The 25,136-nt window shown below is 70.6% G+C and carries 22 protein-coding genes and 1 tRNA gene; 15 read left to right on the top strand and 8 right to left on the bottom strand.

Features of this window, described 5'->3' with window-relative positions; all coding sequences use genetic code 11:
• Positions 1–47: 47 nt before the first annotated feature.
• From G3I56_RS17385 to G3I56_RS17375, 3 genes are all read right to left on the bottom strand, one after another.
• Positions 48–395: an FmdB family zinc ribbon protein gene (locus G3I56_RS17385; RefSeq protein WP_164409882.1), complete on the bottom strand. Its 348-nt coding sequence runs from the start codon at positions 393–395 to the stop codon at positions 48–50.
• Positions 396–463: 68 nt separating this feature from the next.
• Entirely contained in the window at positions 464–1,741 is a 1,278-nt protein-coding gene (locus G3I56_RS17380; RefSeq protein WP_164409881.1) for an MFS transporter, read from the bottom strand.
• 228 nt (positions 1,742–1,969) lie between these two features.
• Complete coding sequence (locus G3I56_RS17375; RefSeq protein WP_164409880.1) at positions 1,970–3,508, bottom strand: potassium/proton antiporter; 1,539 nt, start codon at positions 3,506–3,508, stop codon at positions 1,970–1,972.
• A 225-nt stretch (positions 3,509–3,733) separates the two neighbouring features.
• On the opposite strand from G3I56_RS17375, the gene G3I56_RS17370 reads away from it, so the two are divergent.
• A complete protein-coding gene (locus tag G3I56_RS17370; RefSeq protein WP_164409879.1) occupies positions 3,734–6,487 on the top strand; it encodes a penicillin acylase family protein in 2,754 nt (917 codons plus the stop codon).
• Between the two features lie 79 nt (positions 6,488–6,566).
• Here the strand turns inward: G3I56_RS17370 and G3I56_RS17365 are convergent, their stop codons facing one another.
• The gene (locus G3I56_RS17365) at positions 6,567–7,175 is read right to left on the bottom strand and encodes a 5-formyltetrahydrofolate cyclo-ligase (protein WP_164409878.1); all 609 of its coding nucleotides are present in this window, start codon (positions 7,173–7,175) and stop codon (positions 6,567–6,569) included.
• 114 nt (positions 7,176–7,289) lie between these two features.
• Here G3I56_RS17365 and galU point away from each other — a divergent pair, with 114 nt between their 5' ends.
• From galU to G3I56_RS17325, 8 genes are all read left to right on the top strand, one after another.
• Positions 7,290–8,192 (top strand): UTP--glucose-1-phosphate uridylyltransferase GalU, encoded by a 903-nt coding sequence (gene galU, locus G3I56_RS17360; protein WP_164409877.1) that lies wholly within the window; start codon positions 7,290–7,292, stop codon positions 8,190–8,192.
• A gap of 5 nt (positions 8,193–8,197) precedes the next feature.
• Positions 8,198–9,520, top strand: a complete 1,323-nt coding sequence (glp, locus tag G3I56_RS17355; protein WP_164409876.1) for a gephyrin-like molybdotransferase Glp — start codon at positions 8,198–8,200, stop codon at positions 9,518–9,520.
• An 82-nt stretch (positions 9,521–9,602) separates the two neighbouring features.
• Positions 9,603–10,085: a cyclic pyranopterin monophosphate synthase MoaC gene (moaC, locus tag G3I56_RS17350; RefSeq protein WP_164409875.1), complete on the top strand. Its 483-nt coding sequence runs from the start codon at positions 9,603–9,605 to the stop codon at positions 10,083–10,085.
• A complete protein-coding gene (locus G3I56_RS17345) occupies positions 10,082–10,636 on the top strand; it encodes a molybdenum cofactor synthesis domain-containing protein (RefSeq protein ID WP_164409874.1) in 555 nt (184 codons plus the stop codon). Before moaC ends, G3I56_RS17345 begins: the two co-directional genes overlap by 4 nt.
• Positions 10,637–10,662: 26 nt before the next feature.
• Positions 10,663–11,268 (top strand): GNAT family protein, encoded by a 606-nt coding sequence (locus G3I56_RS17340; protein ID WP_164409873.1) that lies wholly within the window; start codon positions 10,663–10,665, stop codon positions 11,266–11,268.
• A gap of 198 nt (positions 11,269–11,466) precedes the next feature.
• Positions 11,467–12,729 carry a gephyrin-like molybdotransferase receptor GlpR gene (glpR, locus tag G3I56_RS17335; RefSeq protein ID WP_164409872.1) on the top strand — a complete coding sequence of 421 codons (1,263 nt, stop codon included), beginning with the start codon at positions 11,467–11,469 and terminating at the stop codon, positions 12,727–12,729.
• Between the two features lie 116 nt (positions 12,730–12,845).
• Positions 12,846–12,919, top strand: a tRNA-Ala gene (locus G3I56_RS17330).
• A 714-nt stretch (positions 12,920–13,633) separates the two neighbouring features.
• Entirely contained in the window at positions 13,634–13,789 is a 156-nt protein-coding gene (locus tag G3I56_RS17325; RefSeq protein WP_164409871.1) for a hypothetical protein, read from the top strand.
• Between the two features lie 179 nt (positions 13,790–13,968).
• Here the strand turns inward: G3I56_RS17325 and G3I56_RS17320 are convergent, their stop codons facing one another.
• Both G3I56_RS17320 and G3I56_RS17315 read right to left on the bottom strand, forming a co-directional pair.
• Entirely contained in the window at positions 13,969–16,446 is a 2,478-nt protein-coding gene (locus G3I56_RS17320; protein ID WP_164409870.1) for an ABC transporter permease, read from the bottom strand.
• Entirely contained in the window at positions 16,443–17,246 is an 804-nt protein-coding gene (locus G3I56_RS17315; protein ID WP_164409869.1) for an ABC transporter ATP-binding protein, read from the bottom strand. Before G3I56_RS17315 ends, G3I56_RS17320 begins: the two co-directional genes overlap by 4 nt.
• Positions 17,247–17,394: 148 nt before the next feature.
• On the opposite strand from G3I56_RS17315, the gene G3I56_RS17310 reads away from it, so the two are divergent.
• Both G3I56_RS17310 and G3I56_RS17305 read left to right on the top strand, forming a co-directional pair.
• Positions 17,395–18,702, top strand: coding sequence for a sensor histidine kinase (locus G3I56_RS17310; protein WP_239134942.1), 1,308 nt, complete (start codon positions 17,395–17,397; stop codon positions 18,700–18,702).
• Positions 18,657–19,334: a response regulator transcription factor gene (locus tag G3I56_RS17305; RefSeq protein WP_203690034.1), complete on the top strand. Its 678-nt coding sequence runs from the start codon at positions 18,657–18,659 to the stop codon at positions 19,332–19,334. The genes G3I56_RS17310 and G3I56_RS17305 overlap by 46 nt, the downstream gene beginning before the upstream one ends.
• A 40-nt stretch (positions 19,335–19,374) precedes the next feature.
• On the opposite strand, the gene G3I56_RS17300 is transcribed toward G3I56_RS17305, so the two are convergent.
• On the bottom strand, positions 19,375–19,854 hold the full coding sequence (locus G3I56_RS17300) for a GNAT family N-acetyltransferase (RefSeq protein WP_164409868.1): 480 nt from the start codon (positions 19,852–19,854) through the stop codon (positions 19,375–19,377).
• Between the two features lie 68 nt (positions 19,855–19,922).
• Between G3I56_RS17300 and G3I56_RS17295 the strand changes: the two genes are divergently transcribed.
• Positions 19,923–20,726, top strand: coding sequence for an exodeoxyribonuclease III (locus G3I56_RS17295; RefSeq protein ID WP_164409867.1), 804 nt, complete (start codon positions 19,923–19,925; stop codon positions 20,724–20,726).
• Positions 20,727–20,747: 21 nt separating this feature from the next.
• Here the strand turns inward: G3I56_RS17295 and G3I56_RS17290 are convergent, their stop codons facing one another.
• Positions 20,748–21,368 carry a MerR family transcriptional regulator gene (locus G3I56_RS17290; protein ID WP_164409911.1) on the bottom strand — a complete coding sequence of 207 codons (621 nt, stop codon included), beginning with the start codon at positions 21,366–21,368 and terminating at the stop codon, positions 20,748–20,750.
• A gap of 198 nt (positions 21,369–21,566) precedes the next feature.
• Between G3I56_RS17290 and G3I56_RS17285 the strand changes: the two genes are divergently transcribed.
• The 3 genes from G3I56_RS17285 to G3I56_RS17275 are packed head-to-tail and all read left to right on the top strand — an operon-like array spanning position 21,567 to position 25,062.
• The gene (locus tag G3I56_RS17285; RefSeq protein WP_239134941.1) at positions 21,567–23,177 is read left to right on the top strand and encodes an NAD(P)/FAD-dependent oxidoreductase; all 1,611 of its coding nucleotides are present in this window, start codon (positions 21,567–21,569) and stop codon (positions 23,175–23,177) included.
• Positions 23,174–24,157 (top strand): alpha/beta hydrolase, encoded by a 984-nt coding sequence (locus G3I56_RS17280; protein WP_164409866.1) that lies wholly within the window; start codon positions 23,174–23,176, stop codon positions 24,155–24,157. Before G3I56_RS17285 ends, G3I56_RS17280 begins: the two co-directional genes overlap by 4 nt.
• Positions 24,154–25,062: an SDR family oxidoreductase gene (locus tag G3I56_RS17275; RefSeq protein WP_164409865.1), complete on the top strand. Its 909-nt coding sequence runs from the start codon at positions 24,154–24,156 to the stop codon at positions 25,060–25,062. Before G3I56_RS17280 ends, G3I56_RS17275 begins: the two co-directional genes overlap by 4 nt.
• Positions 25,063–25,136: the final 74 nt, after the last annotated feature.

Here is a 25,136-nt window from a genome sequence, read left to right as displayed (position 1 = left end):
CCCCGTCGTCGTACGACGACAGGGTCCCGTGGGCCAAGAATCGGTGCCTACGCGGCCGAGCTGGTGCTCGACGAGCTGCTGGAGCCCGACGAGGAGCTGGACGACGAGGACGAGCCCGACGACGAGGAGCTCGACGAACTCGACGACGAGTCCGAGGAGGACGACGTCGAAGAAGACGTGGACGGCTTCGACGCGGCGGGCGTGCTGCTCGACGAGGAGCTGCGGCTGTCGTTGCGGTAGAACCCGGAACCCTTGAAGACGATGCCGACGGCGGAGAACACCTTCTTCAGGCGGCCACCGCAGCTGGGGCACTCGGTCAGGGCGTCATCGGTGAACTTCTGCACCGCTTCGAGGCCCTCAGCGCACTCCGTGCACTGGTACTGGTAGGTCGGCACTTGTCTTCCTCCTGGCACTCTCACTCGATGAGTGCTAACGACGGTCCAGTGTGACGTATTCCCGGGGATCAGTCCACTGTGACCGGCACGCGGTGACCGACGCCACGTGCGAGAGTCCGGCTTGCCGGGTGGATTCTCGCCTTCGGCGCGAGCCGTGAACGCAGGGTCACGAGGGTCGCGAGGGCCAGGAGTGTGCCGCCCATGGGGACCAGGAATCCGGCGCCGTCCCAGAGGCGGTCCTCCAGTTGGCCGGCGACGGTGACGGCCGCCGCCTGGCCGAGGGCGACCGCTCCGGTCAGCCAGGTGAACGCCTCGGTGCGGGCGCCGGCCGGGACCAGGCTGTCGACCAGGGTGTAGCCGGTGATCAGGGCCGGGGCGATGCACATGCCGACGAGGAGGCCGAGCCCGGACAGCGTCAGCACGGACTCCGCCGTCCACAGGCCGGAGGCGGTGACCGCGAGGGCCGCGTACCCGGCGAGCAGACGCCGTTGCGGGGCCATGCGCCAGGCGACGGCTCCGCAGACCAGGCCGGAGATCATGTTGCCGGCGGCGAAGACCCCGTACAGGACGCCGTTCAGGCCGGGGTTGCCGATGGACTCGCTGAACGCGGCGAGCGAGACCTGCATACCGCCGAAGACGGCCCCGATGCCCAGGAAGGCGACGATCAGGACGCGTACTCCGGGGACGCCCAGTGCCGAAACGCGCTCCACGCGCGCGTGCGGCCCGCCGAGCGGGCTGTCGGTGAGGGCGCGCGGCTGGGTGCCCTTCTGCGCGGCGAACAGCAGGCCGCCGAGGAGGGTCAGCGCGGCCTCGGTGACCAGGCCGGCCGCCGGGTCGACGGCAGTGCACAGGGCGGTGGCGAGCAGCGGGCCGAAGACGAAGGTCAGTTCGTCGGTGACGGACTCGAAGGCCGCCGCCGTCGGCATCAAAGGCGAGTCCTGGAGCTTCGCCGCCCAGCGGGCACGGACCATGGGGCCGACCTGGGGCGTGGAGGCGCCGGTCAGGACGGCGGCGGCGAACAGCGTCCACAGGGGGGCGCCGGTCAGCGCCAGCGTCGTCAGGGTGAGGCCGGAAAGGGTGTGCAGGACGACGCCGGGGACGAGGACGGCGCGCTGTCCGTGGCGGTCGGCGAGGCGGCCCCCGTAGGGCGCGCACAGGGCCATGGAGACGCCGGTGACGGCGGCCACGGCGCCGGCGGTCCCGTACGAGCCGCTGGTGTGCTGGACGAGCAGCACGATGGAGATGGTGAGCATCGCGAACGGCTGTCGCGCGGCGAAACCGGGGAGCAGGAACGTCCAGGCGCCGGGGGTGCGGAGCAGCTGTCCGTAGGTGACCGTGGATGCCACGGCCGTGCCTTTCTGCCGCCTGGTAGCGCGGCCCCCTTGCGTGGGGCGGCGCCGAGAGCTGTCCTCTTGCGCGGACTGCGGTAGATGCCGACGCCCCCGCAGAGGATGTCCCGGCCGCCATACGGTCGCGCCAGCTCTGCTTCAGACAGAGTTGGTTCGATCAGGGTGCGCCTTCACTGTACAGGGGAAGTGGGCTCGTAGGCCTCTGAAAGCAAGAAGCGGGGTACTTCACGCCTGTGCTCCGTCGCCGCCGGTGCCCAGCCACTGCGCCAGCTTGCCGCCCTGTCCCACCGCGCGCAGCCGGCGTTCCGTCGCGTCGCGGACCGGGTCGGTGGTCACCACGAGGAGTTCGTCGCCGCGGTGCAGGATGGTCGTCGGCAGCGGAACGAACGATTTTTCTGCGCGGACGACGAGGGTGACCGCGGCGCCCGCCGGCAGCCTCAGTTCGCCCACCTCCACGCCGTGCATCTTGGAGCCGTCGGGTATCGCGACGGACAGCAGATGGCCGCGCAGCCGCTCCAGGGGCGCCGACTCGATGCCGAGGTCGGCGGCCTCGTCGCTCGTGTCGAGGTGCAGTTTGCGGGCCAGCCAGGGGAGCGTCGGGCCCTGGACGAGGGTGTAGACGACGACCAGGACGAAGACGATGTTGAAGATGCGACGGCTGTCCTCGACGCCGCTCACCATCGGGATCGTCGCCAGGATGATGGGTACCGCGCCGCGCAGCCCGGCCCAGGACATCAGGGTCTGCTCCTGCCACGGGACCCGGAACGGCGTCAGACTGACGATCACGCTCAGCGGGCGCGCGACCATGGTCAGGGCCAGGCCTATGACGAGCGCGGGCCAGATGTCGTCGCCCATCTCGTGCGGGGTCACCTGCAGGCCGAGCAGGACGAACATGCCGATCTGGGCGATCCAGCCGAGTCCGTCGGCGAAGCCGCGGGTGGCCGGCCAGTGCGGCAGCTTGGCGTTGCCGAGGACCATGGCGGCCAGGTAGACCGCGAGGAAACCGCTGCCGTGGGCCAGCGCGCCGGCGGCGTACGCGGTGACCGCGATGGCCATCACGGCGATGGGGTAGAGGCCGGACGCGGGCAGGGCCACGTGCCGCAGGCCCCAGGCGCCTAGCCAGCCGACCGCGATCCCGATGGCCGCGCCGATGGCCAGCTCGAGGACGATGACGCCCAGCAGCGTGTACCAGTGCTCGACCGGGCCCGCCGTGGACAGCGAGACGACCAGAATGACCACCGGGGCGTCGTTGAAGCCCGACTCGGCCTCGAGGGTGCCCGTCACGCGCGCGGGGAGGGGGATCTTCCGCAGGACGGAGAAGACCGCCGCCGCGTCCGTCGAGGACACCACCGCGCCGATGATGAACGCCTGCCGCCACTCGAGACCGATCAGGTAGTGCGCGGCCGTCGCCGTGATCCCGACGCTCACCGCGACCCCCGCCAGCGCCAGCACGGAGGCTGCCGGGAGGGCGGGTTTGATCTCCTTCCACTTCGTGGCGAGTCCGCCCTCGGCCAGGATCACGACCAGGGCCGCGTATCCGATGACCTGGGTCAGTTCGGCGTTGTCGAAGTGGATGTCGCCGATGCCGTCCTGGCCCATGGCGACGCCGATCCCCAGGTACACGAGCAGGCTGGGGAGCCCGCTGCGCGAGGAGATCCGGACCGCTGCCACAGCGATGAGGAGGACGAGCGAGCAGACGAGCAGGAGCTGGTTGAGGTGGTGGACAGTCAGCGGCCGTTCCCTTCCCTGGCCCGGGCGCGGCACGCGCGGGGCTCACGTACATCGGACACGAGGTGAGGTCACCGCGCACCCAAGTACTTCGTTACCTTACCTAACTCTTGACGATTTCTTGACACTTCCGCAGGCATGATCGAACGCCCGCTCGTTCGCGTACCCGACTCCGCGTCAAGTCGCGCCGGGCCCTGCGCCTATGGTTGCTCCAGCACTCCAGTACCGCCTGCCGCTCGCGTTAGGACAGCAAGGACAGCGATGCCCCCCACCACCACCAGCTCTTCCGGCCACAAGTCCGGCAAGTCCGGCAGGAAGAAGGGGCGCAAAGCCCGACTGTTCGTGATCGTCCTGGTTCTGGCCATCGTCGGAGGCGTCGCCTTCGGCGCCTACTGGTCCATCAGTACCGTCCGGGCCTCCTTCCCACAGACCAAGGGCTCAATCTCGCTCGAGGGCCTGTCGGGTCCCGTCGACGTCAGGCGCGACAGCTACGGCATCCCGCAGATCTACGCCTCCTCCGACGAGGACCTGTTCATGGCGCAGGGCTACGTCCAGGCGCAGGACCGGTTCTACGAGATGGACGTACGCCGGCACATGACGTCGGGCCGGCTCTCCGAGATGTTCGGCAAGGGGCAGGTCGAGAACGACGAGTTCCTGCGCACCATGGGCTGGGACCGGGTGGCCAAGGAGGAGTACGACAAGACCCTGTCGGCCGCCACCAAGAAGTACCTCCAGGCCTACGCCAAGGGAGTCAACGCCTACCTGAACGGCAAGGACGGCGCGGAAATCTCCCTGGAGTACGCGGCCCTCGGGTTCGAGAACGACTACAAGCCGCAGGAGTGGACCCCGGTCGACTCGGTCGCGTGGCTGAAGGCGATGGCCTGGGACCTGCGCGGCAACATGCAGGACGAGATCGACCGGTCCCTGCTGACCAGCCGCCTCGGCCCGCAGCAGATCGCCGACCTGTACCCCGAGTACCCGTACAGCCGGAACAAGCCGATCGTCCAGGAAGGCGAGTACGACGCAGCGACGCAGACGTACGTGCAGGGCGGCAGCGCCGCGAGCACGGAGTCCGCGTCCTTGGGCACGTCCGGAACCTCGACCGTCGACTCCGCGGCCTTCCAGAGCCAGCTGGAGGGCCTCTACCGGGTCCTCGACGACGTCCCGGCGGCCGTCGGCGTGAACGGCAACGGCATCGGCTCGAACTCCTGGGTCGTCGCGGGCGCCCACACCATCACCGGCAAGCCGCTGCTGGCCAACGACCCGCACCTGTCGCCGTCGCTGCCGTCCGTCTGGTACCAGATGGGCCTGCACTGCCGCAGCGTCTCCAGCAAGTGCCAGTACGACGTCTCCGGGTACACCTTCGCGGGCATGCCCGGTGTGGTCATCGGCCACAACGGCGACATCGCCTGGGGCATGACCAACTCGGGCGCCGACGTCACCGACCTCTACCTGGAGAAGCTCTCCGGCGACGGCTACCTGTACGACGGGAAGACGAAGCCGTTCACCACGCGCGAAGAGACCATCGAGGTCGCCGGCGGCGCGTCCAAGAAGATCGTCGTCCGCGAGACCGAGAACGGACCCCTGCTGTCCGACCGCGACGACGAGCTCGTCAAGGCCGGCCAGAAGGCCACCGTCGACGCAGCGGCCCCCGACCGCGGTGACGGCTACGGCATCGCGCTGCGCTGGACCGCGCTGGACCCCGGCACCTCCATGGACGCCGTCTTCCTGATCGACAAGGCGTCGAACTGGACCGAGTTCCGCGCGGGCGCGGCCTCCTTCGACGTGCCCTCGCAGAACCTCGTCTACGCGGACACCGCGGGCCACATCGGCTACCAGCTGCCGGGACGCATCCCCAAGCGCGCGGCGGGCGACGACGGCTCGCTGCCGGTCCCCGGCTGGGACTCCAAGTACCGCTGGACGGGTTACCTCAAGCAGGCCGAGCTGCCCTTCGAGTTCGACCCCAAGCGCGGCTACATCGTGACCGCCAACCAGGCCGTCGTCGACCAGGCCAAGTACCCGTACACGCTCACCAGGGACTGGGGCTACGGCACCCGCAGCCAGCGCATCGCCGACCTGATCGCCTCGAAGATCAAGGGCGGCGGCAAGATCTCCACGGACGACATGCGCCAGATGCAGCTGGACAACAGCAGCGAGATCGCCAAGCTGCTGGTGCCCAAACTGCTGGCGATCGACGTCAAGGACAAGTACGTCCGTGAGGCGCAGAAGCTCCTCGTGGGCTGGGACTACACCCAGGACGCGGACTCGGCCGCGGCGGCCTACTTCAACTCGGTCTGGCGCAACATCCTGAAGCTCGCTTTCGGCAACAAGCTGCCCAAGGAGGTGCGGGTCGAGGGCCAGTGCCTGTACGTCAAGCCGGTGAACACCACCAGCCCCGCCGACGCGGACCAGCGGGTGCTCGAGTGCGGCCAGCGGGACGCGGACCAGGCGCAGCCGGACGGCGGCGACCGCTGGTTCGAGGTGGTCCGCAAGCTCATCAACGACCAGGACAACGACTGGTGGACCACGCCGGCCACCCGCACCGAGAAGGCCGCGACCAACCGCGACCAGCTCTTCGGGCGGGCCCTGTCGGACGCCCGCTGGGAGCTGACCGCCAAGCTCGGCAAGGACATCGACACCTGGAGCTGGGGCCGGCTGCACCGCCTGTTCCTGAAGAACCAGACCCTGGGCACCGAGGGTCCCGGCTTCGTGCAGTACATCCTCAACCGCGGCCCCTGGAACCTCGGCGGTGGCGAGGCGACGGTCAACGCGACCGGCTGGAACGCGGCCGGCGGCTACGGCGTCGTCTGGGTGCCGTCGATGCGGATGGTGGTCAACCTCGGCGACCTCGACAAGTCGAAGTGGATCAACCTGACGGGAGCCTCCGGGCACGCCTTCAGCGACCACTACACCGACCAGACCGGCAAGTGGGTCGAGGGCGAACTGCTGGACTGGTCCTTCACGGACAAGGCGGTCGACGACAGCACGAACGACACGCTGCTGCTGAAACCGTGAGCACGCGGTAGTCCCCAAGTCCTGGAAACGGCCCTCCACGCGCGCGTGGAGGGCCGTTTCCGTTCAGCGCCGTTCCGCTTCAGGAGGGGGCGCCGAAACGGCGTACTCCCGACGGAGTGACCACCGCGCGCACCGGCCGGTCGTGCGGCTCGGCCGGGACGCGGGGGACGACCTCGGAGTCGTACAGCAGCACCACCAGGGCCGGATCGGCGCCCGAGCGCTCCAGCCGGGCCAGCACGCGGTCGTACGAGCCTCCGCCGCGCCCCAGGCGCAGGCCGAGGCCGTCCACGGCCAGGCCGGGCAGCAGGACGGCGTCCGCGCCCGTCACGGCGTCCGCTCCGAGGCGGTCTCCGGACGGTTCCAGGAGGGCCATCCGCCCGCCGTGCCGCACTTCCACCAGGGACCCCTCCCCGGCGTACGTGCCCCAGTCGAGGTCGTTGTCCGGGAGGAGGACCGGCAGCAGGACCCGTACCCCGCGCGCGTGGAGGGCGTCGAGCAGCGCACGGGTGCCGGGTTCGGTGCCGACGGAGACGTACGCGGCCACAGTGCGCGCGTGCGCGAGCTCGGGCAGACCGAGCGCGCGGGAGGCCAGGGCGGCCCCCGCCGCCTCGACGTCGGCGGCCGTCAACCCGCTTCTCACCGCGAGGAGGTCCCGTCGCAACGTTCGCTTGTCGGGCTCTGCCCCCATGGCTCGCTCTCCCACTATCGCGTCCGGTGTTCTCAGGTGCTTCATATGCAGATGTGAGCATTGGTTAATCGGTGCCACGGAATCAGCACAAAGGCTGCGGATAAGGTTGCCGCCATGACTGAGTCGCACCCCAGGATCAGCAAGGCTGTCATCCCCGCAGCAGGCCTCGGCACCCGGTTCCTGCCGGCCACGAAGGCCACTCCCAAGGAGATGCTGCCGGTCGTCGACAAGCCGGCGATCCAGTACGTGGTCGAGGAGGCCGCGTCCGCGGGCCTCGACGACGTCCTCATGATCACGGGACGCAACAAGCGCCCCCTCGAGGACCACTTCGACCGCAACTACGAACTGGAGTCCGCCCTTCAGAAGAAGGGCGACGCCGCGCGACTCGCCAAGGTCCAGGAGTCCAGCGACCTCGCGACCATGCACTACGTCCGCCAGGGCGACCCCAAGGGCCTCGGCCACGCGGTCCTGTGCGCGGCCCCGCACGTCGGCCACGAGCCCTTCGCCGTCCTCCTCGGCGACGACCTCATCGACCCCCGCGACCCCCTCCTCAAGCGCATGATCGAGGTCCAGGAGCAGCACGGCGGCAGCGTGATCGCCCTCATGGAGGTCGCCCCCGAACAGATCCACATGTACGGCTGCGCGGCCGTCGAGACCACCGCCGACGGCGACGTGGTCAAGGTCACCGGCCTGGTCGAGAAGCCGGACGCCGCGGACGCCCCCTCGAACTACGCGATCATCGGCCGCTACGTCCTCGACCCCCACATCTTCGGCGTACTCCGCCGGACCGAGCCCGGCCGCGGCGGCGAGATCCAGCTCACCGACGCCCTCCAACAACTCGCCGACGACGAGAAGGTCGGCGGCCCCGTGCACGGCGTCGTCTTCAAGGGCCGCCGCTATGACACCGGGGACCGCGGCGACTACCTGCGTGCCATTGTCAGACTCGCATGCGAACGTGAGGACCTGGGCCCGGACTTCCGGACCTGGCTTCGCAGTTACGTAGCCGAGGAGATGTAGCAACGTTGAGCAGCGCCGCGCCCCGCACCGCCGGCCAGGACCACCTGTGGTCGGTGGACGAGCACCTGGAGGACATCCTCGCGACCGTCCGCCCCCTCGAACCCATCGAGCTGCAACTCCTCGACGCCCAGGGCTGCGTCCTGGTCGAGGACGTCACGGTGCAGATCTCCCTGCCGCCGTTCGACAACAGCTCCATGGACGGGTACGCGGTCCGGGTCGCCGATGTCGCGGGCGCGAGCGAGGAGTACCCGGCCGCCCTGACGGTCATCGGGGATGTCGCGGCCGGCCAGGACGGACTGCTCCACGTGGGCCCCGGCCAGGCCGCCCGCATCATGACCGGCGCCCCGCTGCCGCCCGGCGCCGAGACCGTCGTCCCCGTGGAGTGGACCGACGGCGGCCTCGGTGAGGGCCCCGTCACCGGGATGCGCGCCCGCAGCACCGACCCCGACGGTGCCTACGGCCAGGTGCGCGTGCACCGCCCGGCACCAGCACGCGCGCACGTGCGCGCACAGGGCAGCGACGTCCGGGCCGGCGACCGCGCCCTCGCCGAGGGCACCGTCCTCGGCCCGCCGCAGATCGCCCTCCTCGCCGCGATCGGCCGCGGCACCGTACGCGTACGCCCGCGCCCGCGCGTGGTCGTCATGTCGACCGGCAGCGAGCTGATCCAGCCCGACCAGAAGCTCGCCCACGGCCAGATCTACGACTCCAACAGCTTCGCCCTCACCGCCGCCGCCCGGGACGCCGGGGCGATCGCCTACCGCGTGGGCGCGGTCGCCGACGACGCCGAGACCCTCCGCTCCGCCATCGAGGACCAGCTCGTCCGCGCCGACCTCGTCGTCACCACCGGAGGCGTCAGCGTGGGCGCGTACGACGTGGTCAAGGAGGCCCTCGCGCATGTCTCCGACGAGGACGAGCCCGGCGCCGGTGTCGACTTCCGCAAGCTCGCCATGCAGCCCGGCAAGCCCCAGGGCTTCGGCACCGTCGGCCCCGACCACACCCCGCTGCTCGCCCTGCCGGGCAACCCGGTGTCGTCGTACGTCTCCTTCGAGCTGTTCGTGCGGCCCGCGATCCGTGCCCTGATGGGCGTGACGGACATCCACCGGCCCACGACCAGGGCGGTCCTGGTGACGGACAAGGCGCTGACCTCGCCGGCCGGGCGCCGCCAGTTCCTGCGCGGCACGTACGCGGACGGCCGGGTGACGCCGGTCGGCGGCGCCGGATCGCACCTGATCGCGGCCCTCGCACACGCCGACGCGCTGATCGTCGTACCCGAGGAGCAGGAGTCCGTGGAGCCCGGCGCCGAGGTAGAGGTCGTCCTGCTCGGCTGACCGGCGGGCGGGGGCGGCTGAAGGGCGCCGGTTGGGAGTACCGTGTCGCGCACAACAGGCCCGACCGGGAGCGCCGCAGCACATGAGCACGCAGGACGACCGACTGACGCACATCGACGAGGCGGGCGCCGCCCGCATGGTCGACGTATCCGCCAAGGACGTGACCGCGCGCACCGCCCGCGCCAGCGGTCGTGTCCTTGTCTCGCCGCGGGTGATCGAACTGCTGCGCGGGGAAGGGGTCCCCAAGGGGGACGCCCTGGCCACCGCGCGGATCGCGGGCATCATGGGCGCCAAGCGGACCCCGGACCTCATCCCGCTCTGCCACCCGTTGTCGGTGTCGGGCGTGAAACTGGACCTGTCGGTCGCGGACGACGCCGTCGAGATCCTGGCCACCGTGAAGACGACGGACCGCACGGGCGTCGAGATGGAGGCCCTCACGGCGGTCTCGGTCGCCGCGCTCACCGTGATCGACATGGTCAAGGCGGTCGACAAGGGGGCGGTCATCACGGACGTCCGGGTGGAGGAGAAAACGGGCGGGAAGTCGGGCACCTGGAGCAGGTCATGACGCAGATGCTGCCTGTCGGGCCACCGACGGGGGACGCGCTGGCCGCGCCCTACTCCGCCCTGGTCGTCACCGCGTCCAACCGCGCGGCAGCCGGCGTCTACGAGGACAGGGGCGGCCCCCTGGTCGTGGCGGGGCTGGAGAGTTTCGGCTTCGCCGTCGACGGACCGTGGGTCGTGCCCGACGGTGAGCCGGTGGAGAACGCGCTGCGGGCCGCTGTCGAGGCCGGGTACGACGTCGTCGTCACCACCGGCGGCACCGGCGTCTCGCCCACCGACCGCACCCCGGAGGCGACCCGCGCGCTGCTCGACCGCGAGGTGCCCGGCATCGCCGAGGCCATCCGGGCGTTCGGCCGCGAGAAGGTACCGACGTCGGCGCTGTCGCGCGGACTCGCCGGCGTCGCGGCCGGGACACTGATCGTCAATCTGCCGGGTTCCACCGGCGGGGTGAAGGACGGACTGGCCGTGCTGGAGCCCCTGTTGAAACACGCCGTCGACCAGATCCGGGGCGGCGATCACCCCAGACCCGGCGGAAACAGTGGGGGTGCGAGCTGAACAGCCCGTCCTGGCCGGTCGAGCTGGTGGACGGCGATGTCGTCCTCCGGCCCGTGAGGCTGCGCGACCAGCGGGTCTGGCGCGAGATCAACCGGCGCAACCGGGACTGGCTGCGGCCCTGGGAGGCGACGATCCCGCCGCCGACGCCAAGCGGCCCGATCGCCCACCGGCCGACCTACCGTCAGATGATCCGCCATCTGCGAGCGGAGGCGAACGCGGGCAGGATGCTGCCCTTCGCCATCGAGTACCAGGGGCAACTGGTCGGCCAGTTGACGGTCGCCGGCATCACGTGGGGCTCGATGTGTTCGGGACACGTCGGCTACTGGGTGGACGAGGCGGTGGCGGGCCGGGGCGTCATGCCGACGGCGGTCGCAATGGCGGTCGACCACTGTTTCCGTACGGTCGGACTGCACCGCGTCGAGGTCTGCATTCGCCCCGAGAACGGGCCCAGCCGCCGGGTCGTGGAGAAACTCGGATTCCGCGACGAGGGTCTCAGGCCCCGCTATCTCCACATCGACGGGGCCTGGCGCGACCATCTCGTGTTCGCGCTGACAGCGGAAGAGGTACCGGAAGGGTTGCTGAGCCGCTGGCAGCGGGCACGCTCCCGGAACACGCCACGGAATCCAGCGTAATTGAATAAGTGTTCGAAAATGATCGGCCGACGACTGAGTGGCGACCGAGTGGCGATCGACTTGTGGCGCCAAATTCACGCCCTCGATGACCCGCTGATCGCATCGATCACAAAAAAAGCTCGAAATATCAGCCAGATCGTGCGACACACCGGCTCAATTGGCAGATGGCCTCACGCAAACCCCTCTACCGTGTGAGGCGTGAGCAGCAGCGGCCTCATCTACGCAGTCATTGTCGGGGCCTGGGCCGCCTACTTGGTGCCGATGTGGCTCCGTAGGCAGGACGAGCTGAACGAGGCTCGTCCGACGGAACGCTTCAGCACCGCCATCCGGCTCCTGTCCGGACGGGCGGGCATGGAGCGCCGGTACGCCAAGGACCTGCGGGCGCGCTCCACCGACGAGGGGGAGCACAGCGCCGGAGACCCGGACGGTGTCACCGACTCGGTGGACGTCCGGGCCTTCGCCGCGCCCCCGGCCCGCCCCAGGGCGAAGGTCCAGGTACAGGCGCAGGAACAGGCGCACCAGGAGCAGGCGCCGGCCCAGGCGCACGAACAGCCGAGGGCGCCGAAGCGGGAGCAGCACGCACAGGCGTCCGCTCCGGCTCCGGTCAGGGAACGGGAGCGTGCGCGCGTGCCGGCGGCTCGGCGGAGCGCGAGCGCATCGGCGGAAGCCGCCGCGCGCGCCCGGCGCTCGAAGGTGCTCGCGCGCCGACGGCGTACGACGGTGATGCTGTTCTTCGCCTTCACGCTCGGCACGATCGTCGCGGCGGTCGGCGGACTCGCCCTCCTCTGGGCCCCCGCTGTCCCGGCGGCCATGCTGAGCGGATACATCTCCTATCTGCGTACGCAGGAACGACGCCGTTTCACCTACCAGATGGACCGGCGCCAGGCTGAGCTCGCCGCGCAGCGACTGCGTGAGCGTCAGCCCCGGCGGCGGCCGTCCACCGACCCCGGGGCCGAAGAGCAGGACGAGCACCCGGAGCCGGCGACCGACCCCGGGCTGTCCGCGCTCGCCGCCGACAGGCGTGCGCTCGTCGAACAGACCGACCACGCGGAGTGGGTCGACCAGCAGCGCGAACGCCAGCGCCGCCCCGGCCACGGCGACAGCTGGGACCCGGTCCCGGTACCGCTGCCGACGTACGTGACAGCACCGGTCGCCCCCCGCGCCACGTCCGACGTGGACCTCGGCGCACCGGACGCCTGGAGCTCGGCGCGCTCCAGCACGGTGGGCCGCGAGTCGGAGTCGTCGGCGGACGAGCCGTCGACGACGGAGGACGCGACGGACGCGGAGCAGTCCGACCTGTCGGAGGGGCCGGAGTCCGACTCGGAGCAGGACCTGGAGGACTCCGACGGTCGCACCGACGCGCGCCGCGCGGCCTCCGCCCGGCGGGCCCGGGAGCGGGGCCGTACGCCGCTGTTCGACCAGTACGAGGACGGCGAGCGGCCTCGCGCGGCAAACGAGTAGTGAGCGGAACTGGCACGGAACTGGCAGGTGGGAGAGCGTGCGGCGGCCTCGGCCGACCGGCGCGGAACGGATTTCCGAGCACCCGGATCGGGATGCTAGAGTTTCACTCGTTGCAAGGGCCTGTGGCGCAGTCTGGTAGCGCACCTCGTTCGCATCGAGGGGGTCTGGGGTTCAAATCCCCACAGGTCCACCGCAGCTCAGAGCCCCAGCCGGAGAGATCCGGCTGGGGCTCTTTGGTGTCGTACGGCAGCGAAGTACAGCGACTACTTCCGATCTTGCTTCCCAAGGTGCTTGCCCGGCCTGCGCAGCGGACGTCGAGTGCGGTGAGTGACGAGCCGCACATGTGGCGGGTGCCGGGACCTCGGACAGAGGGCTGAAGGTTCGCAGGTCAACGTCTTGCCAGGCCGCTTCCCAAAGCCGTTCCGCCCGTGAAGTAGCCTTCCTGCGGAGGGATGCCATGTCCGCGTGGATCATGCTGGGGTCCGGCTGCTTTCTCATAGTGCTGGGTGTGTTGACCTTGACCGGCCGGGGAACCGCGGCGTACGCGCGGTTGCCCAGAGCTGGTTGGGGCTGGGTAGCGGTAGGCAGCGGCTTTGTCTTGGACGGAGGACCCAAACTCCTCGGCTTCTCCGCCGGCGCGGCGATGGTTCTTTCCATAGTGGCTCTGGGGCTCGTCGTGCTGGGTGGGGTCCTTCAGGTCTGGGGTGGAGGGTTCGCCAAGACCCCCGGTCCTGGTCCCGTTGGCGACGGCGATTAGACGGTGGCCTGTGTGGCGTAGGGAGCCGGTGGGACGAACTCGCCCGGGCGGTGGTCGAACACCGCCCCGGGCGAGAGTGGTTGCGAGGGTTCGCGTCAGCTGGGTGCCGCCAGTGGTCTTGGCGTGCTGCCAGGTGGCGCCGTCGGCATGCGGGACCTCGAAGGCGAGCTTGGCGGGTTTCTGTCCGGCTGCCGCGCTCTCGATGGTGAAGTGGGCCGTGAACCGCTGGCCCGGCTCGCCGTCCTGGACAGGCTCAGGTCGGGGGAGAAGCGGGTCCCCGACAGCGGGAGGGCGGCGGTGTAACCGTCACCGTCGGCAGCACCCCCGGCAGCGGAGCGGTGTTCACCGTCCGGCCGCCCCGTGTGACCGGCCCGGAGGAACCTCAACCATGAGAGGTCACGCACAACTTGAAGCCTCGGCGGGTTCTTGAGTTCCAGCTTGACTTTCCAGCGGTCGTTGGGGCTTCTGCGTGTTCGGAGTCGTCATTCCCGGATTCCCGCCAGGTCCACCGGCCTTCGCCGCAGGGACACTGCCGCCGGAGCCAGGGCCGAGGCAACGGCCAGGGCCGCGCAGGCCGTTGTCGTCGTGGCGAGTGCTGGCCACGGGAGTTCGAGCGAGGTGCGTACGGACAGGACGCGGAGCGCGCTCCACATGCCCAGCAGGTTCAGCGCGGTGACCAGGAGGCCGAGGACCGCACCCACCGTCACCATCAGGAGAGCCTCCGCGCCGACCACTCCCAGTACCTGCCTGCGGGTCGCGCCGGCCAGTCGCAGTGCGGCCAGTTCGCGGGATCGGTCGGAGGTTGCCATGGTCATGGTGTTGGCGAGGGAGATGCCCGTGTAGGCGAGGGCGATACCGAGCACTAGGAAGAGGCCAACGCGGGTTGTGGGGTTGGCGGCAGAGGGTGGGGAACTGGCCCTCAGCCATTGGGACTTGGTGAGCAGTTGTCCGCCGGTTCTGCTGATGGCCCTGCGCAGGTCCGTTGTCGTCGACGGTGTGTTCGCGTCGGCCGCCAGGGTCACGTCCAGCCGGTCCGGCCGGGCTTCCCGGGCGTTGACCGGAGTGACGTACGCGCCGTTGTCTCCCGTGCCGGTGGCCAGTGTCGCGGCGATCCGAAGTGACCGTTTGGTGCCGTTGCCCAGCCACACCGTCACCTGGTCGCCCACCGTGTGCCGTTCCCACTCCTCGTTGACGACGATCGAGTCGTCGTCGAGGTCGGTCACCCGGCCGGATGTCACCGGCAGGTCGGCCGTCGCGGCGAGCGGTGCCGGATCGGCCGTGCGGGCCTCGGACTTGATGAGGGCCACGCCCTCCTCCAGGACGTACACGGCTGTCGGCGCGGTCGCGGAGACCTCGGCCACCCCGGGCAGAGTGCGCAGACGTGCCGCCAGTTGTGCGTCGAAGGCCGCGCCGGGGGGTGCGGTGACGACGAGGTCGGCTGTCGTCGCGTTTCGCAGCTCGGTCGCCCTCGCCCCGGTGAGGGTCGCGGTGGCGCCCAGCAGGGAGCCCGTGAGGGCGACGGTGACCAGGACGGGAGCCGCGATCGCGGCGGTGCGGCGGACGTTCGCGGTGGTGTTCTCGCGGGCCAGCAGCACTGTGGCGCCCGGGAGCCGGGCCAGCGGCCGGGTGAGGAAGCCGATCAGGGGCCGGACCAGCACCGGTGCGAGGAGTGCGGTCGCGGTGATCAGGAACAGGGGGCGGCTGGTGTACGTCTTGCGGTGCAGCAGATCGCTTGGGTCCGTCAGCAGGGAGACGGCGAGGGTCAGTACGGCTGTCAGCAGGAGGGCCGCGCCGGCCAGGAGGCGGGTGCGGGGCAGGGGGCGGATGTGCGGCGCGGCCTCTCGCAGCACCTCCGTCGGGGCGGTGCGACCCGCACGCCAAGACGCGCTCACCACACCGCACAGAGCCACCAACAGGCCTGTCCAGAACGCCAGATGGTACGGCCACACCTGGTCGCCGAGCGCGAACCAGGGCGGTGCGACACCGGCCTCGACCGTCCACCCGACGAGACGCGGTGCGCCGTACGCGCCGAGTACACAGCCGGTGGCCGAGGCGAGGACGCCGACGGTCAGGGCCTCCGCGAGGACCATGCGGCGGAGCTGTCCCGGAGTCGCTCCGGCGGTGCGCAGCAGGCCGAACTCCCGTTGCCGCTGGGCCACCGTGAACGCGAACGTCGACGCCACGACGAACACCGACACGAAGCCGGTGACCCCGCCCGCCGTGCCGAACAGGGCGTTCAGAGTGGTGAGCGCCTCCCTGTCCCGGTCGGGGCCCGCGTCCGCGAGGCGTCGGGCGCCGCCGGTGAGGACCGTGACGCCGTCAGCCCCGCGCACTGCCTCCCGTACGGCTGTCACGTCATCGGTGTCCACAACCAACTGGGTGCTGTACGGGGCGAGTTCGGCGGCCCAGGTGTCCGTGAGGAACATGGCGTTCTCGAAGCCGGGCGCGGTGCCCGGGGGGCTGACCCTGCCGACGATTCGTACCGTGCCGTAGGCGGTGGGCACGCGGTCGCCTGGGTTCGTCCAGTCGCCGGTCACGACCGCCTCCGCGGCGGTTCTCGGGGGCCGGCCTTCGGTGAGTGTGTACGGGGCGAAGGCAGCCGTCGACCAGGGGTGGGCCAACAGGTCGTCGGGGGCGGTGCTCGTGTCGGCTCGTACGGCGAATGTTCTGTCCTCAACGACCCTTCCCAGAGCGCGCAGTTGGGCGACGATCTTCGGTGGTACGGGTCGTGGGTGGGCGAGTTGCTGCGTCTTGGGACCGTTCGGGGTCTGTACGCGGAGGGTGTCCGCACCTCGTACGACCAGCGGTGCGGCGGCGAACCGTTCGGGGCTGCGGGTGGGGGCGTCCAGGGTGGCGGCCAGGGCCAGGCCCATGACGGCGATCAGGGCGACGCCGAGGGAGAGGGCGACGAAGCTGCCGGTGAAGGCCGTCCAGCGGGTACGGAGGGTGGTCGTCGTCATCGGCACGGGGCGGTCTCCGGACGGTCGGTCTCCGGGCGGGTGGCCTGCGCGGACTCCAGGGTCGTCATACGGGCGGCGACGCTCTGTGCCGACGGGGCTGTCATCTCGTCGTGCAGCCTGCCGTCGACGAGGAGGACCACCCGGTCCGCGTACGACGCGGCCACCGGGTCGTGCGTGACCATGACGACCGTACGGCCGTCCGTGTCGACCATCGAGCGCAGCAGCCGGAGTACCTCGTGGCCCGACCGGGAGTCCAGGGCGCCGGTCGGCTCGTCGGCGAACAGGACCTCGGGGCGGGTGATCAACGCGCGGGCCAGGGAAACCCGTTGCTGCTGCCCGCCGGAGAGTTCCGCTGGACGGTGGCGGCCCCGGTCGGCGAGGCCGACCTGCGTCAGCGCCTGACGTACCAGCGACTTGGCGGGGCGGCGGCGGGCCAGGCGCAGCGGGAGCACCACGTTCTGCTCGGCGGTCAGGGAAGGGATCAGGTTGAAGGACTGGAAGACGAAGCCGACGCGGTCGCGGCGCAGCAGGGTCAACTGCCGTTCGTTCAGGGCGGTCAGCTCGGTGCCGTCCAGCGTGACCGAACCGGACGTGGGACGGTCCAGCCCCGCCGCGCACTGCAACAGGGTCGACTTGCCCGAGCCGGACGGGCCCATGACGGCGGTGAAGGTGCCCCGGGGGAAGGTGAGGGTGATCGAGTCGAGGGCTGTCACCGCACTCCCGGCCTTTCCGCCGGTGCCGAACTTCCTGGTGACGGAGTGGAGTTGAATCGCGTCGCTGTTCGTGGGGGCAAGGCTCATGGGCTCGAGGTTCATGGCTCAAGGCAACCGTGCGCGGTGTGCCGAAGCAGTGCGGCAGGGGCGAGAGTTGGGGTAGGGCCAGGCATACCCTCGATTCGCCGGCTGGACCGATGGTCCTCGCGGGCGGCTGCCTCCTACCGTGATCCCCATGCATCCGAGGAACGTGTGGCAGGCCATGACCCGGCCGGGCTATCTGTCGTCGTGGTGGCCCTGGCGGTCGGCCGGCTATCTCGTCAGCGGTGTGGTGACCGGCTTCCTCGTCCTGGTGGCGGTGGTGCTCCTGGCGGTGGTCGGCGGGGTGCTCGCCATCGTGCTCGTGGGCCTGCCGCTGCTCGTCGCCCTCGCCCTGGCCGGGCTTCCCGTGGCCCGTGTCGAGCGGCTCAGGCTGCGGCTTGTCGATCCGGAAGCGGTGCCCGATCCGCACCGGGCGCCGGTCGTGCCCGGTCTGCGGCCCTGGCTGGCAGTCCGGCTGCGGGAGCGGGCGACCTGGCGGGAGTTCGGGTACACGCTGCTGTTCGGGGGCCTGTTGTGGCCCGTGGACGCTCTTGTCGTCGCAGCCGCGCTGTTCGTTCCGGTGTCCTTGGTGGCAACTCCCTTGCTGATGACTACCGGTGGCGACGGGCAGGAGGTGAAGGTGCTCAAGCAGTGGACGGTCGCCGACTGGCCGACCGCCTTCGGCTGCTTGCTCGGCGGGCTGGTTCTGCTGGCCCTGGGCGCCTATCTGCTCGGTGTCGCCGCCGGCGCGAGGGCCGGGCTGACGCGGCTGTTGATCGCCGCCAGGGACGTCGAGTTGGGGCAGCGGGTCGTCGAACTCACGCGCTCCCGAGTCCGGTTGGTGGACGCCTTCGAGGCGGAACGGCGGCGGATCGAACGCGATCTGCACGACGGGGCCCAACAGCGCCTGGTCGCCCTGTCGGTGACGCTCGGCCTGGCCCGGCTGGACGCACCGCCTGGGCCGTTCGCCGAGCAACTGGCCAGGGCGCAGGGGGAGGCGGGCAAGGCGCTGGCGGAGTTGCGCGAGCTGATCCACGGGATCCATCCCCAGGTCCTCGCCGACTACGGGCTCCAGGCCGCGGTGGCCGACGCGGCCGACCGTACGGCGGTGCCGGTGGACGTCACCTTCGTTGTGCCCGGACGACTTCCCCGAGCGGTGGAGTCCGCCGCGTACTTCGTGGTCTGCGAGGCACTCGCCAACGTCGACCGGCACAGCGGGGCGAGCCGGGCCGAGGTCGGCGGGGGACACCGTGACGGACGGCTGTACGTCACTGTGCGGGACGACGGGCGGGGCGGTGCGGACGCCGGGGGCGGCAGTGGGCTCACCGGGCTCGCGGACCGGGTGTCAGTGCTCGATGGCAGACTTTCCCTGTCCAGCCCGCCGGGCGGACCGACGTTGCTGCGGGTGGAGGTTCCTTGCGAGTTGAGCCGGTCGACGGATCGCGCCCGTCGCTCCGCATAGTCCTCGCCGAGGACAGCGTGCTGCTGAGGGAGGGGCTGATCGGGCTACTCACCCGGGTCGGCCACGAGGTGGTGGCGGCCGTCGGGGACGCGGAGGCCCTGCTCACGGCGGTCGCCGAGCAGGAACCGGACATCGTGCTGACGGACGTACGCATGCCGCCCGGTTTCCAGGACGAGGGGCTGCGAGCGGCGGTGAAGCTCCGCGAGGCGCGGCCGGGGCTGCCCGTGCTGGTCCTCAGCCAGTACGTCCAGCGGGCCTACGCCGCCGAGCTGCTCGACTCCGGCGACGGCACGGGCGTCGGTTATCTGCTCAAGGACCGGGTCGGTCAGGTCGAGGAGTTCGTCGACGCGCTGCGACGGGTCGCGGACGGCGGCACGGTCGTCGACCCCGAGGTCGTACGGCAGTTGCTGCGTCGGCGGCGTGACCCGCTGGAGCGGCTGACCCCACGGGAGCGTGAGGTGCTGGCGCTGATGGCGGAGGGCCGGTCCAACGGCTCGATAGCCCGCGAGCTGGTGGTCTCAGAGGCGGCCGTCGGCAAGCACATCGGCGGCATTCTCACCAAGCTGGACCTGCCCCCGGCGGACGAGACGCATCGCCGGGTGCTGGCGGTACTGGCGTTTCTGCGGGCGTGAGCAACCGGCCCTTACCGGGCCCTGGCCGCCTTACCGGGTCCTACAGGCTCTTGGCGAAGCAGAGGCTCGCCTCGTGGTGGCGGTAGTAGCCGAACTTCGCGGAGGGCTCGTAGCCGCTGGAGGTGTACAGGGCGATGGCCTCCGGCTGTCTGTCGCCCGTCTCCAGGACCATGCGGGTGCGGCCGGCGGCGCGGGCGTCCTCCTCCAGGGCGGCGAGTATGCGGCGGGCCAGGCCGAGTCCGCGCGCCTCCGCGACGACGTACATCCGCTTCAGCTCGGCGTCGCCGGTCAGATAACCTTCGTCGTTCGCGTTGTCGCGGCCGCGCCAGCCGCCGGTGGCGACGGGGCGGTCCTGCTCGTCGTACGCGATCAGGTACAGACCGGACGGCGGGTCGAACATCGCCGGGTCGAGGTGGGTGGCGTCGCCCTCGTCGTCGTAGCGGTCGGCGTACTCGGCCTGGACCTGGTCGTTGAGCTTCACGGCGTCGGGGTGGTCGAAGGAGACCCGGCGGATATTCATTCCATACACGGTACATGTATGCATGCCGCTGTCGCCAGATGTTTCCGTTCTGCCGGTATCGTGCCCGCGTGCTGACTGTGACCTCTGTGAATGTGAACGGACTCCGCGCCGCCGCCAAGAAGGGCTTCGTGGACTGGCTCGCCGGAACCTCCGCCGACGTGCTGTGCCTCCAGGAGGTGCGCGCCGAACCGCAGCAGCTGCCGGAGGAGGTCCGCGCGCCCGAGGGCTGGTACGTCACGCACGCGCCCGCCGCCGCCAAGGGCCGCGCAGGCGTCTCCCTCTACACCCGCCGCGAGCCCGACCGCGTCCGGATCGGCTTCGGCTCCGCCGAGTTCGACGGCAGCGGCCGGTACGTCGAGGCCGACCTGCCCGGTGTCACTGTCGCCAGTCTGTATCTGCCCTCCGGCGAGGTGGGCACCGAGCGGCAGGACGAGAAGATCCGCTTCATGGGTGAGTTCCTCCTCTATCTCAAGGGCCTGCGCGAGCGGGCCGCCGCCGACGGGCGCGAGGTCGTCGTCTGCGGCGACTGGAACATCGCCCACCAGCCCGCCGACCTCAAGAACTGGCGTGCCAACCAGAAGAACTCCGGGTTCCTGCCGGAGGAGCGGGAGTGGCTCGGGCGGGTGCTCGACGCGGCTGACGGCGGGTTCGTGGATGTGGTGCGGGCGCTGCATCCGGAGGTCGAGGGGCCGTACTCCTGGTGGTCGTACCGGGGGCGGGCCTTCGACAACGATTCAGGTTGGAGGATCGACTACGAGATCTCGACGCCGGGGCTCGCCGCCAAGGCGGTGAAGGGGTACGTCGAGCGTGCGGCGACGCATGAGGAGCGCTGGTCGGACCACGCGCCTGTCACGGTCGTCTACGACCTCTGAGCTGCTCCGCAGTAGGAGCGGTCAGGTGTCCTGGCGCATTCGGCGGTCCAGCGCCAGCGAAAGTTCCGCCTCCACCACCCGCTGGGCCAGGGGACGCATCCGTGTCGGGTCCGCTTCCGGGGCGTGGGTCAGGATCACGTCGCTGAAGATCTCGGCTAGGGCGTCCGCGTGGTCGCGTACCCGTTTGCCCGCCGCCAGGACGGCTGAGAGCGGGATGCCCTCCTGGACCAGCGCCGACGACGCGTCCAGGAGGCTGCGGCTGATGTGGACGATCTGCTCGCCGTCGGTGCCCAGGTAGCCGAGGTCCATCGAGGCCGCGAGGTTCTCGGGGGTGGCATCCGGGCCGAAGAGATCGGCGAGGTCCTCGGGGGTGAGGCTGACCGGGGTCTCCTCGGTGGGGGCGCCGAGGCCGAGCAGGTCGGCCACGTCGCGGCCGTTGTCGAAGGCCTCGGCCAGTTCCGCGATGCCGTTGAGGGTGTGCCCGCGTTCCAGCAGCGCCGAGATCGTGCGCAGACGGGCCAGATGGTGGTCGTCGTACCAGGCGATGCGGCCCTCGCGGCGGGGTGGCGGGATCAGTTTGCGTTCGCGGTAGAAGCGCAGGGTGCGGACGGTGATGCCGGCCAGCCTGGCCAGCTCCTCCATCCGGTACTCGCGCTCTTCTGCGGTCTCCGCTGCGTCTGCCACGTCGGAACCCTACGGCGTACCGGCGGTACCCGCGGCGGAGCCGCTGATGTAAACGTCCTTCTTCCGGCCCCTACCCATCAGTACGAGCGTCCTCTACTGTCCCCATTGCGCCAGTGTTCACTGGCGGAGTCGCGGGTGAGGGTCGGAGGCATCGGCATGGCTGAACACGAAGCCGAACAGGAAGCCGAACACGAACATGTGCGGGTGGCGGTGATCGGGTCCGGGTTCGGAGGGCTCGGGGCCGCCGTGCGGCTGCGCCGCGAAGGCGTCACCGACTTCGTCGTCCTGGAGCGGGCCGGCAGTGTCGGCGGTACCTGGCGCGACAACAGCTATCCGGGATGCGCCTGCGACGTGCCGTCCCATCTGTATTCGTTCTCCTTCGCGCCCAATCCCGACTGGCCGCGCGCCTTCTCCGGGCAGGAGCACATCCGTGCCTATCTGGAGCACGTCACCGACGTCTTCGGGCTGCGGCCCCATCTCCGCCTCAACTCCGAGGTGAAGAAGATGACTTGGGACGGGAGCCGGTTGGCATGGGTCATCGAGACCAGTAGCGGGACCCTGCTCGCCGATCTCGTCGTCTCCGCCACCGGGCCCCTCTCCGACCCCAAGGTGCCGGACGTCCCCGGGCTCGATACCTTCCCCGGCAAGGTCTTCCACTCCGCCCGCTGGGACCACGACTACGACCTGCGCGGCAAGCGGGTCGCGATGGTCGGGACCGGGGCCTCCGCCATCCAGATCGTGCCCGCGATCCAGCCCGACGTCTCCCGCCTCACCCTCTTCCAGCGCACTCCGCCGTGGGTGATGCCGCGCATCGACCGGGCCATCGGCAAAGCCGAGCGGGCCGTGCACCGCGCGCTGCCCTTCACCACCCGGCTGCGGCGCGGATTCTCGTGGGGCGTACGGGAGCTGCAGGTGCAGGCGTTCACCAAGCATCCGGGCGAACTCGGGGCCGTTGAGGCGCTGGCCAAGCGCAACATGCACCGCGCCGTCAAGGATCCGGCCCTGCGCGCCAAACTAACCCCCGACTACCGCATCGGCTGCAAGCGCATCCTGCTGTCGAGTGCCTACTATCCGGCGCTCACCCGGCCCAACGTGGACGTCGTGGCGAGCGGGCTGAGCGAGGTGCGGGGCTCCACCGTCGTCGGCGCCGACGGGAGTACGGCCGAGGTCGACGTCATCGTCTTCGGTACGGGGTTCCACGTCACCGACATGCCCATCGCCGACCGGGTCGTCGGCGCCGACGGGCGTACGCTCGCCGAGGCCTGGGCGGACAGCGGGATGCGGGCGCTGCGCGGGGCCTCCGCCGCCGGGTTCCCCAACTGGATGACGATCATCGGGCCCAACACCGGCCTCGGGAACTCCTCCATGATCCTGATGATCGAGTCCCAGCTGAACTATCTCGCTGACTACGTAGGGCAGTTGGGCGTGCTCGGGGGACGGGTGGCGCTCGACGCCCGGCCCGCCGCCGTGGACGCCTGGAACGACCGGGTCCAGCAGCGGATGCGGCGCACGGTGTGGAGCACGGGCGGGTGCAGCAGCTGGTACCTCGACGCGAACGGGCGCAACACCACCGTCTGGCCCGGTACGACATCCGAGTTCCGGCGGGCGACCCGGAGCGTGGATCTCGCCGAGTACGAGGTCCTGCGGGCGACCGGCAACAACAGCACCGTCAGCGGTGGCAACAGCAACAGCAACAGCAACACCGACAGCACCGGCACTGGCGTCGGCGTCGGTGACATCAACTCGACCATAGAGGTGGACGCATGAGCCGGCTGATGTCCGTGGCGGACGGTCCGTACGTTCCGCCCGTGCCCCTCCGTGAGCTCACCGCCGTTTCGGCGGACGGGGCCCGGCTGCATGTCGAGGTGCACGGCGCGGCCGACGGGCCCGTGGTCGTCCTCGCGCACGGCTGGACCTGCTCCACCGCCTTCTGGGCCGCCCAGATCCGCGAACTCGCCCCCGATCACCGGGTCGTCGCCTACGACCAGCGCGGCCACGGGCGCAGTCCGGCGAGTCCCGTCTGCAGTACGGACGTACTCGCCGACGACCTGGAAGCCGTGCTCGCGGCCACTCTCGCGCCCGGTGAGAAGGCCGTGGTCGTGGGGCACTCCATGGGCGGGATGACGGTGCTGGCCGCGTCCGCGCGGCCGGGGTTCCGGGAGCACGCGGCGGCCGTACTGCTGTGCAGTACCGGCAGTTCGCGGCTCGTCGCCGAATCGCTGGTCCTCCCGATGCGTGCCGGGCGGCTGCGCACCTGGCTCACCCGGCGGAGCCTCAGCTCACGCGCCCCGATGGGGCCGGTCACGCCGGTCTCCCGGCGCATCCTCAAGTACGCGACGATGGGCGCCGGTTCGACGCCCGCGATGGTCGAGGTGTGCGCCCGGATCGTGCACGCGTGCCCGCGCAAGGTGCGGTACGCGTGGGCGCGAGTCCTGGACGGGGTTCAACTTGACGTGCAGGTGCGGGAGTTGGTGGTTCCGGCCGCTGTCGTCGTCGGTACGGCGGATCGGATGACCCCGCCCGTCCATGCGCGGGCACTGGCCGCCGCGCTGCCCCAGTGCCACGGTGTGACCGAGCTGCCCGGGCTCGGGCACATGACGCCGGTCGAGGCGCCGGGAGCGGTGACCGGGGTGATCCGTGAACTCGTCGTGACGTATGGGCAGTTGGGGTCGAACAGTACTCAGGGCACTCTGGGAACTCAGACCACTCGGGTCGGCAGCGGCGTACCCATCGAGGAGAGCGCATGAGCAAGGTCAGTCTGGACGGGCAGGTCGCTGTCGTCACGGGGGCCGCTCGGGGGGTCGGTGAGCTGCTCGCGCGCAAGCTCTCCGCTCGCGGGGCAAGGGTCGCGCTGGTCGGGCTGGAGGCCGACGAGCTCAAGCAGGTCTCGGAACGGTTGCACACCGACAGCGCGTACTGGTACGCCGATGTCACCGATCACGAGGCGATGTCCCGGGTGGCGGAGGAGGTCAAGGAGCGGTTCGGGAAGGTCGACATCGTCGTCGCCAACGCCGGTGTCGCGAGCGGCGGCCCCTTCGTCGACTCTGATCCGGAGTCGTGGCGGCGGGTCATCGAGGTCAACCTGATCGGGTCGGCGGTCACCGCCCGGGCGTTTCTGCCGGTACTGATGGAGAGTCGGGGGTATCTCCTTCAGATCGCGTCCCTGGCCGCCCTCACCCCGGCGCCGATGATGACCGCGTACTGCGCGTCCAAGGCCGGCGTCGAGGCGTACGCGCACTGTCTGCGGGCCGAGGTCGGGTACAAGGGCGTCCGGGTGGGGGTCGCGTACCTGTCGTGGACCGACACCGACATGGTGCGCGGGGCCGACCAGGACGACGTCATGCGGGAGTTGCGGCAGCGGCTGCCGTGGCCGGCCAGCAAGACGTATCCGCTGGGGCCCGCCGTCGACCGGCTCGTGGCGGGGATCGAGCGACGGTCCAGTCATGTGTACGGGCAGGGATGGCTGCGCGGGATGCAGGGGGTACGGGGGTATCTGCCGGGGCTGATCGGTGCGGTGGGGCAGCGGGAGGTCGGGCGGTACTCCGGTCGGTTGCAGGGGATGGGCACCGGGCTGGTGGGCGCGGGTGGCGCGGCGGACGAGGAGGCGCGGGGCGCGGGTGCCGGGCGGGGGTCGGACGCGGTCAGTGACTGAACGTTACTGATCGAAATGCGTGCTTTGTCCTGGCGTGCAAATCTGGTCGAGCCCCCATCCCCTCACCCACTTAC

This window comes from Streptomyces sp. SID12488 (genome assembly GCF_010548275.1).
In the GTDB taxonomy this organism is placed as follows: Bacteria; Actinomycetota; Actinomycetes; order Streptomycetales; family Streptomycetaceae; genus Streptomyces.
The sequence above is the reverse complement of the archived record's forward strand: the minus strand, read 5'-3'. Positions and strand labels throughout refer to the sequence as shown.

What these genes read in the sequence shown, in the direction of transcription:
- G3I56_RS17370 (WP_164409879.1), top strand. Translation starts at nt 3,734, where the DNA reads ATGCCCCCCACCACCACCAGCTCTTCCGGCCACAAGTCCGGCAAGTCC.
- G3I56_RS17365 (WP_164409878.1), bottom strand. Translation starts at nt 7,175, where the DNA reads ATGGGGGCAGAGCCCGACAAGCGAACGTTGCGACGGGACCTCCTCGCG.
- galU (WP_164409877.1), top strand. Translation starts at nt 7,290, where the DNA reads ATGACTGAGTCGCACCCCAGGATCAGCAAGGCTGTCATCCCCGCAGCA.
- moaC (WP_164409875.1), top strand. Translation starts at nt 9,603, where the DNA reads ATGAGCACGCAGGACGACCGACTGACGCACATCGACGAGGCGGGCGCC.
- G3I56_RS17345 (WP_164409874.1), top strand. Translation starts at nt 10,082, where the DNA reads ATGACGCAGATGCTGCCTGTCGGGCCACCGACGGGGGACGCGCTGGCC.
- G3I56_RS17325 (WP_164409871.1), top strand. Translation starts at nt 13,634, where the DNA reads ATGCGGGACCTCGAAGGCGAGCTTGGCGGGTTTCTGTCCGGCTGCCGC.
- G3I56_RS17320 (WP_164409870.1), bottom strand. Translation starts at nt 16,446, where the DNA reads ATGACGACGACCACCCTCCGTACCCGCTGGACGGCCTTCACCGGCAGC.
- G3I56_RS17315 (WP_164409869.1), bottom strand. Translation starts at nt 17,246, where the DNA reads ATGAGCCTTGCCCCCACGAACAGCGACGCGATTCAACTCCACTCCGTC.
- G3I56_RS17310 (WP_239134942.1), top strand. Translation starts at nt 17,395, where the DNA reads ATGCATCCGAGGAACGTGTGGCAGGCCATGACCCGGCCGGGCTATCTG.
- G3I56_RS17300 (WP_164409868.1), bottom strand. Translation starts at nt 19,854, where the DNA reads ATGAATATCCGCCGGGTCTCCTTCGACCACCCCGACGCCGTGAAGCTC.
- G3I56_RS17290 (WP_164409911.1), bottom strand. Translation starts at nt 21,368, where the DNA reads ATGGAGGAGCTGGCCAGGCTGGCCGGCATCACCGTCCGCACCCTGCGC.
- G3I56_RS17285 (WP_239134941.1), top strand. Translation starts at nt 21,567, where the DNA reads ATGGCTGAACACGAAGCCGAACAGGAAGCCGAACACGAACATGTGCGG.
- G3I56_RS17280 (WP_164409866.1), top strand. Translation starts at nt 23,174, where the DNA reads ATGAGCCGGCTGATGTCCGTGGCGGACGGTCCGTACGTTCCGCCCGTG.
- G3I56_RS17275 (WP_164409865.1), top strand. Translation starts at nt 24,154, where the DNA reads ATGAGCAAGGTCAGTCTGGACGGGCAGGTCGCTGTCGTCACGGGGGCC.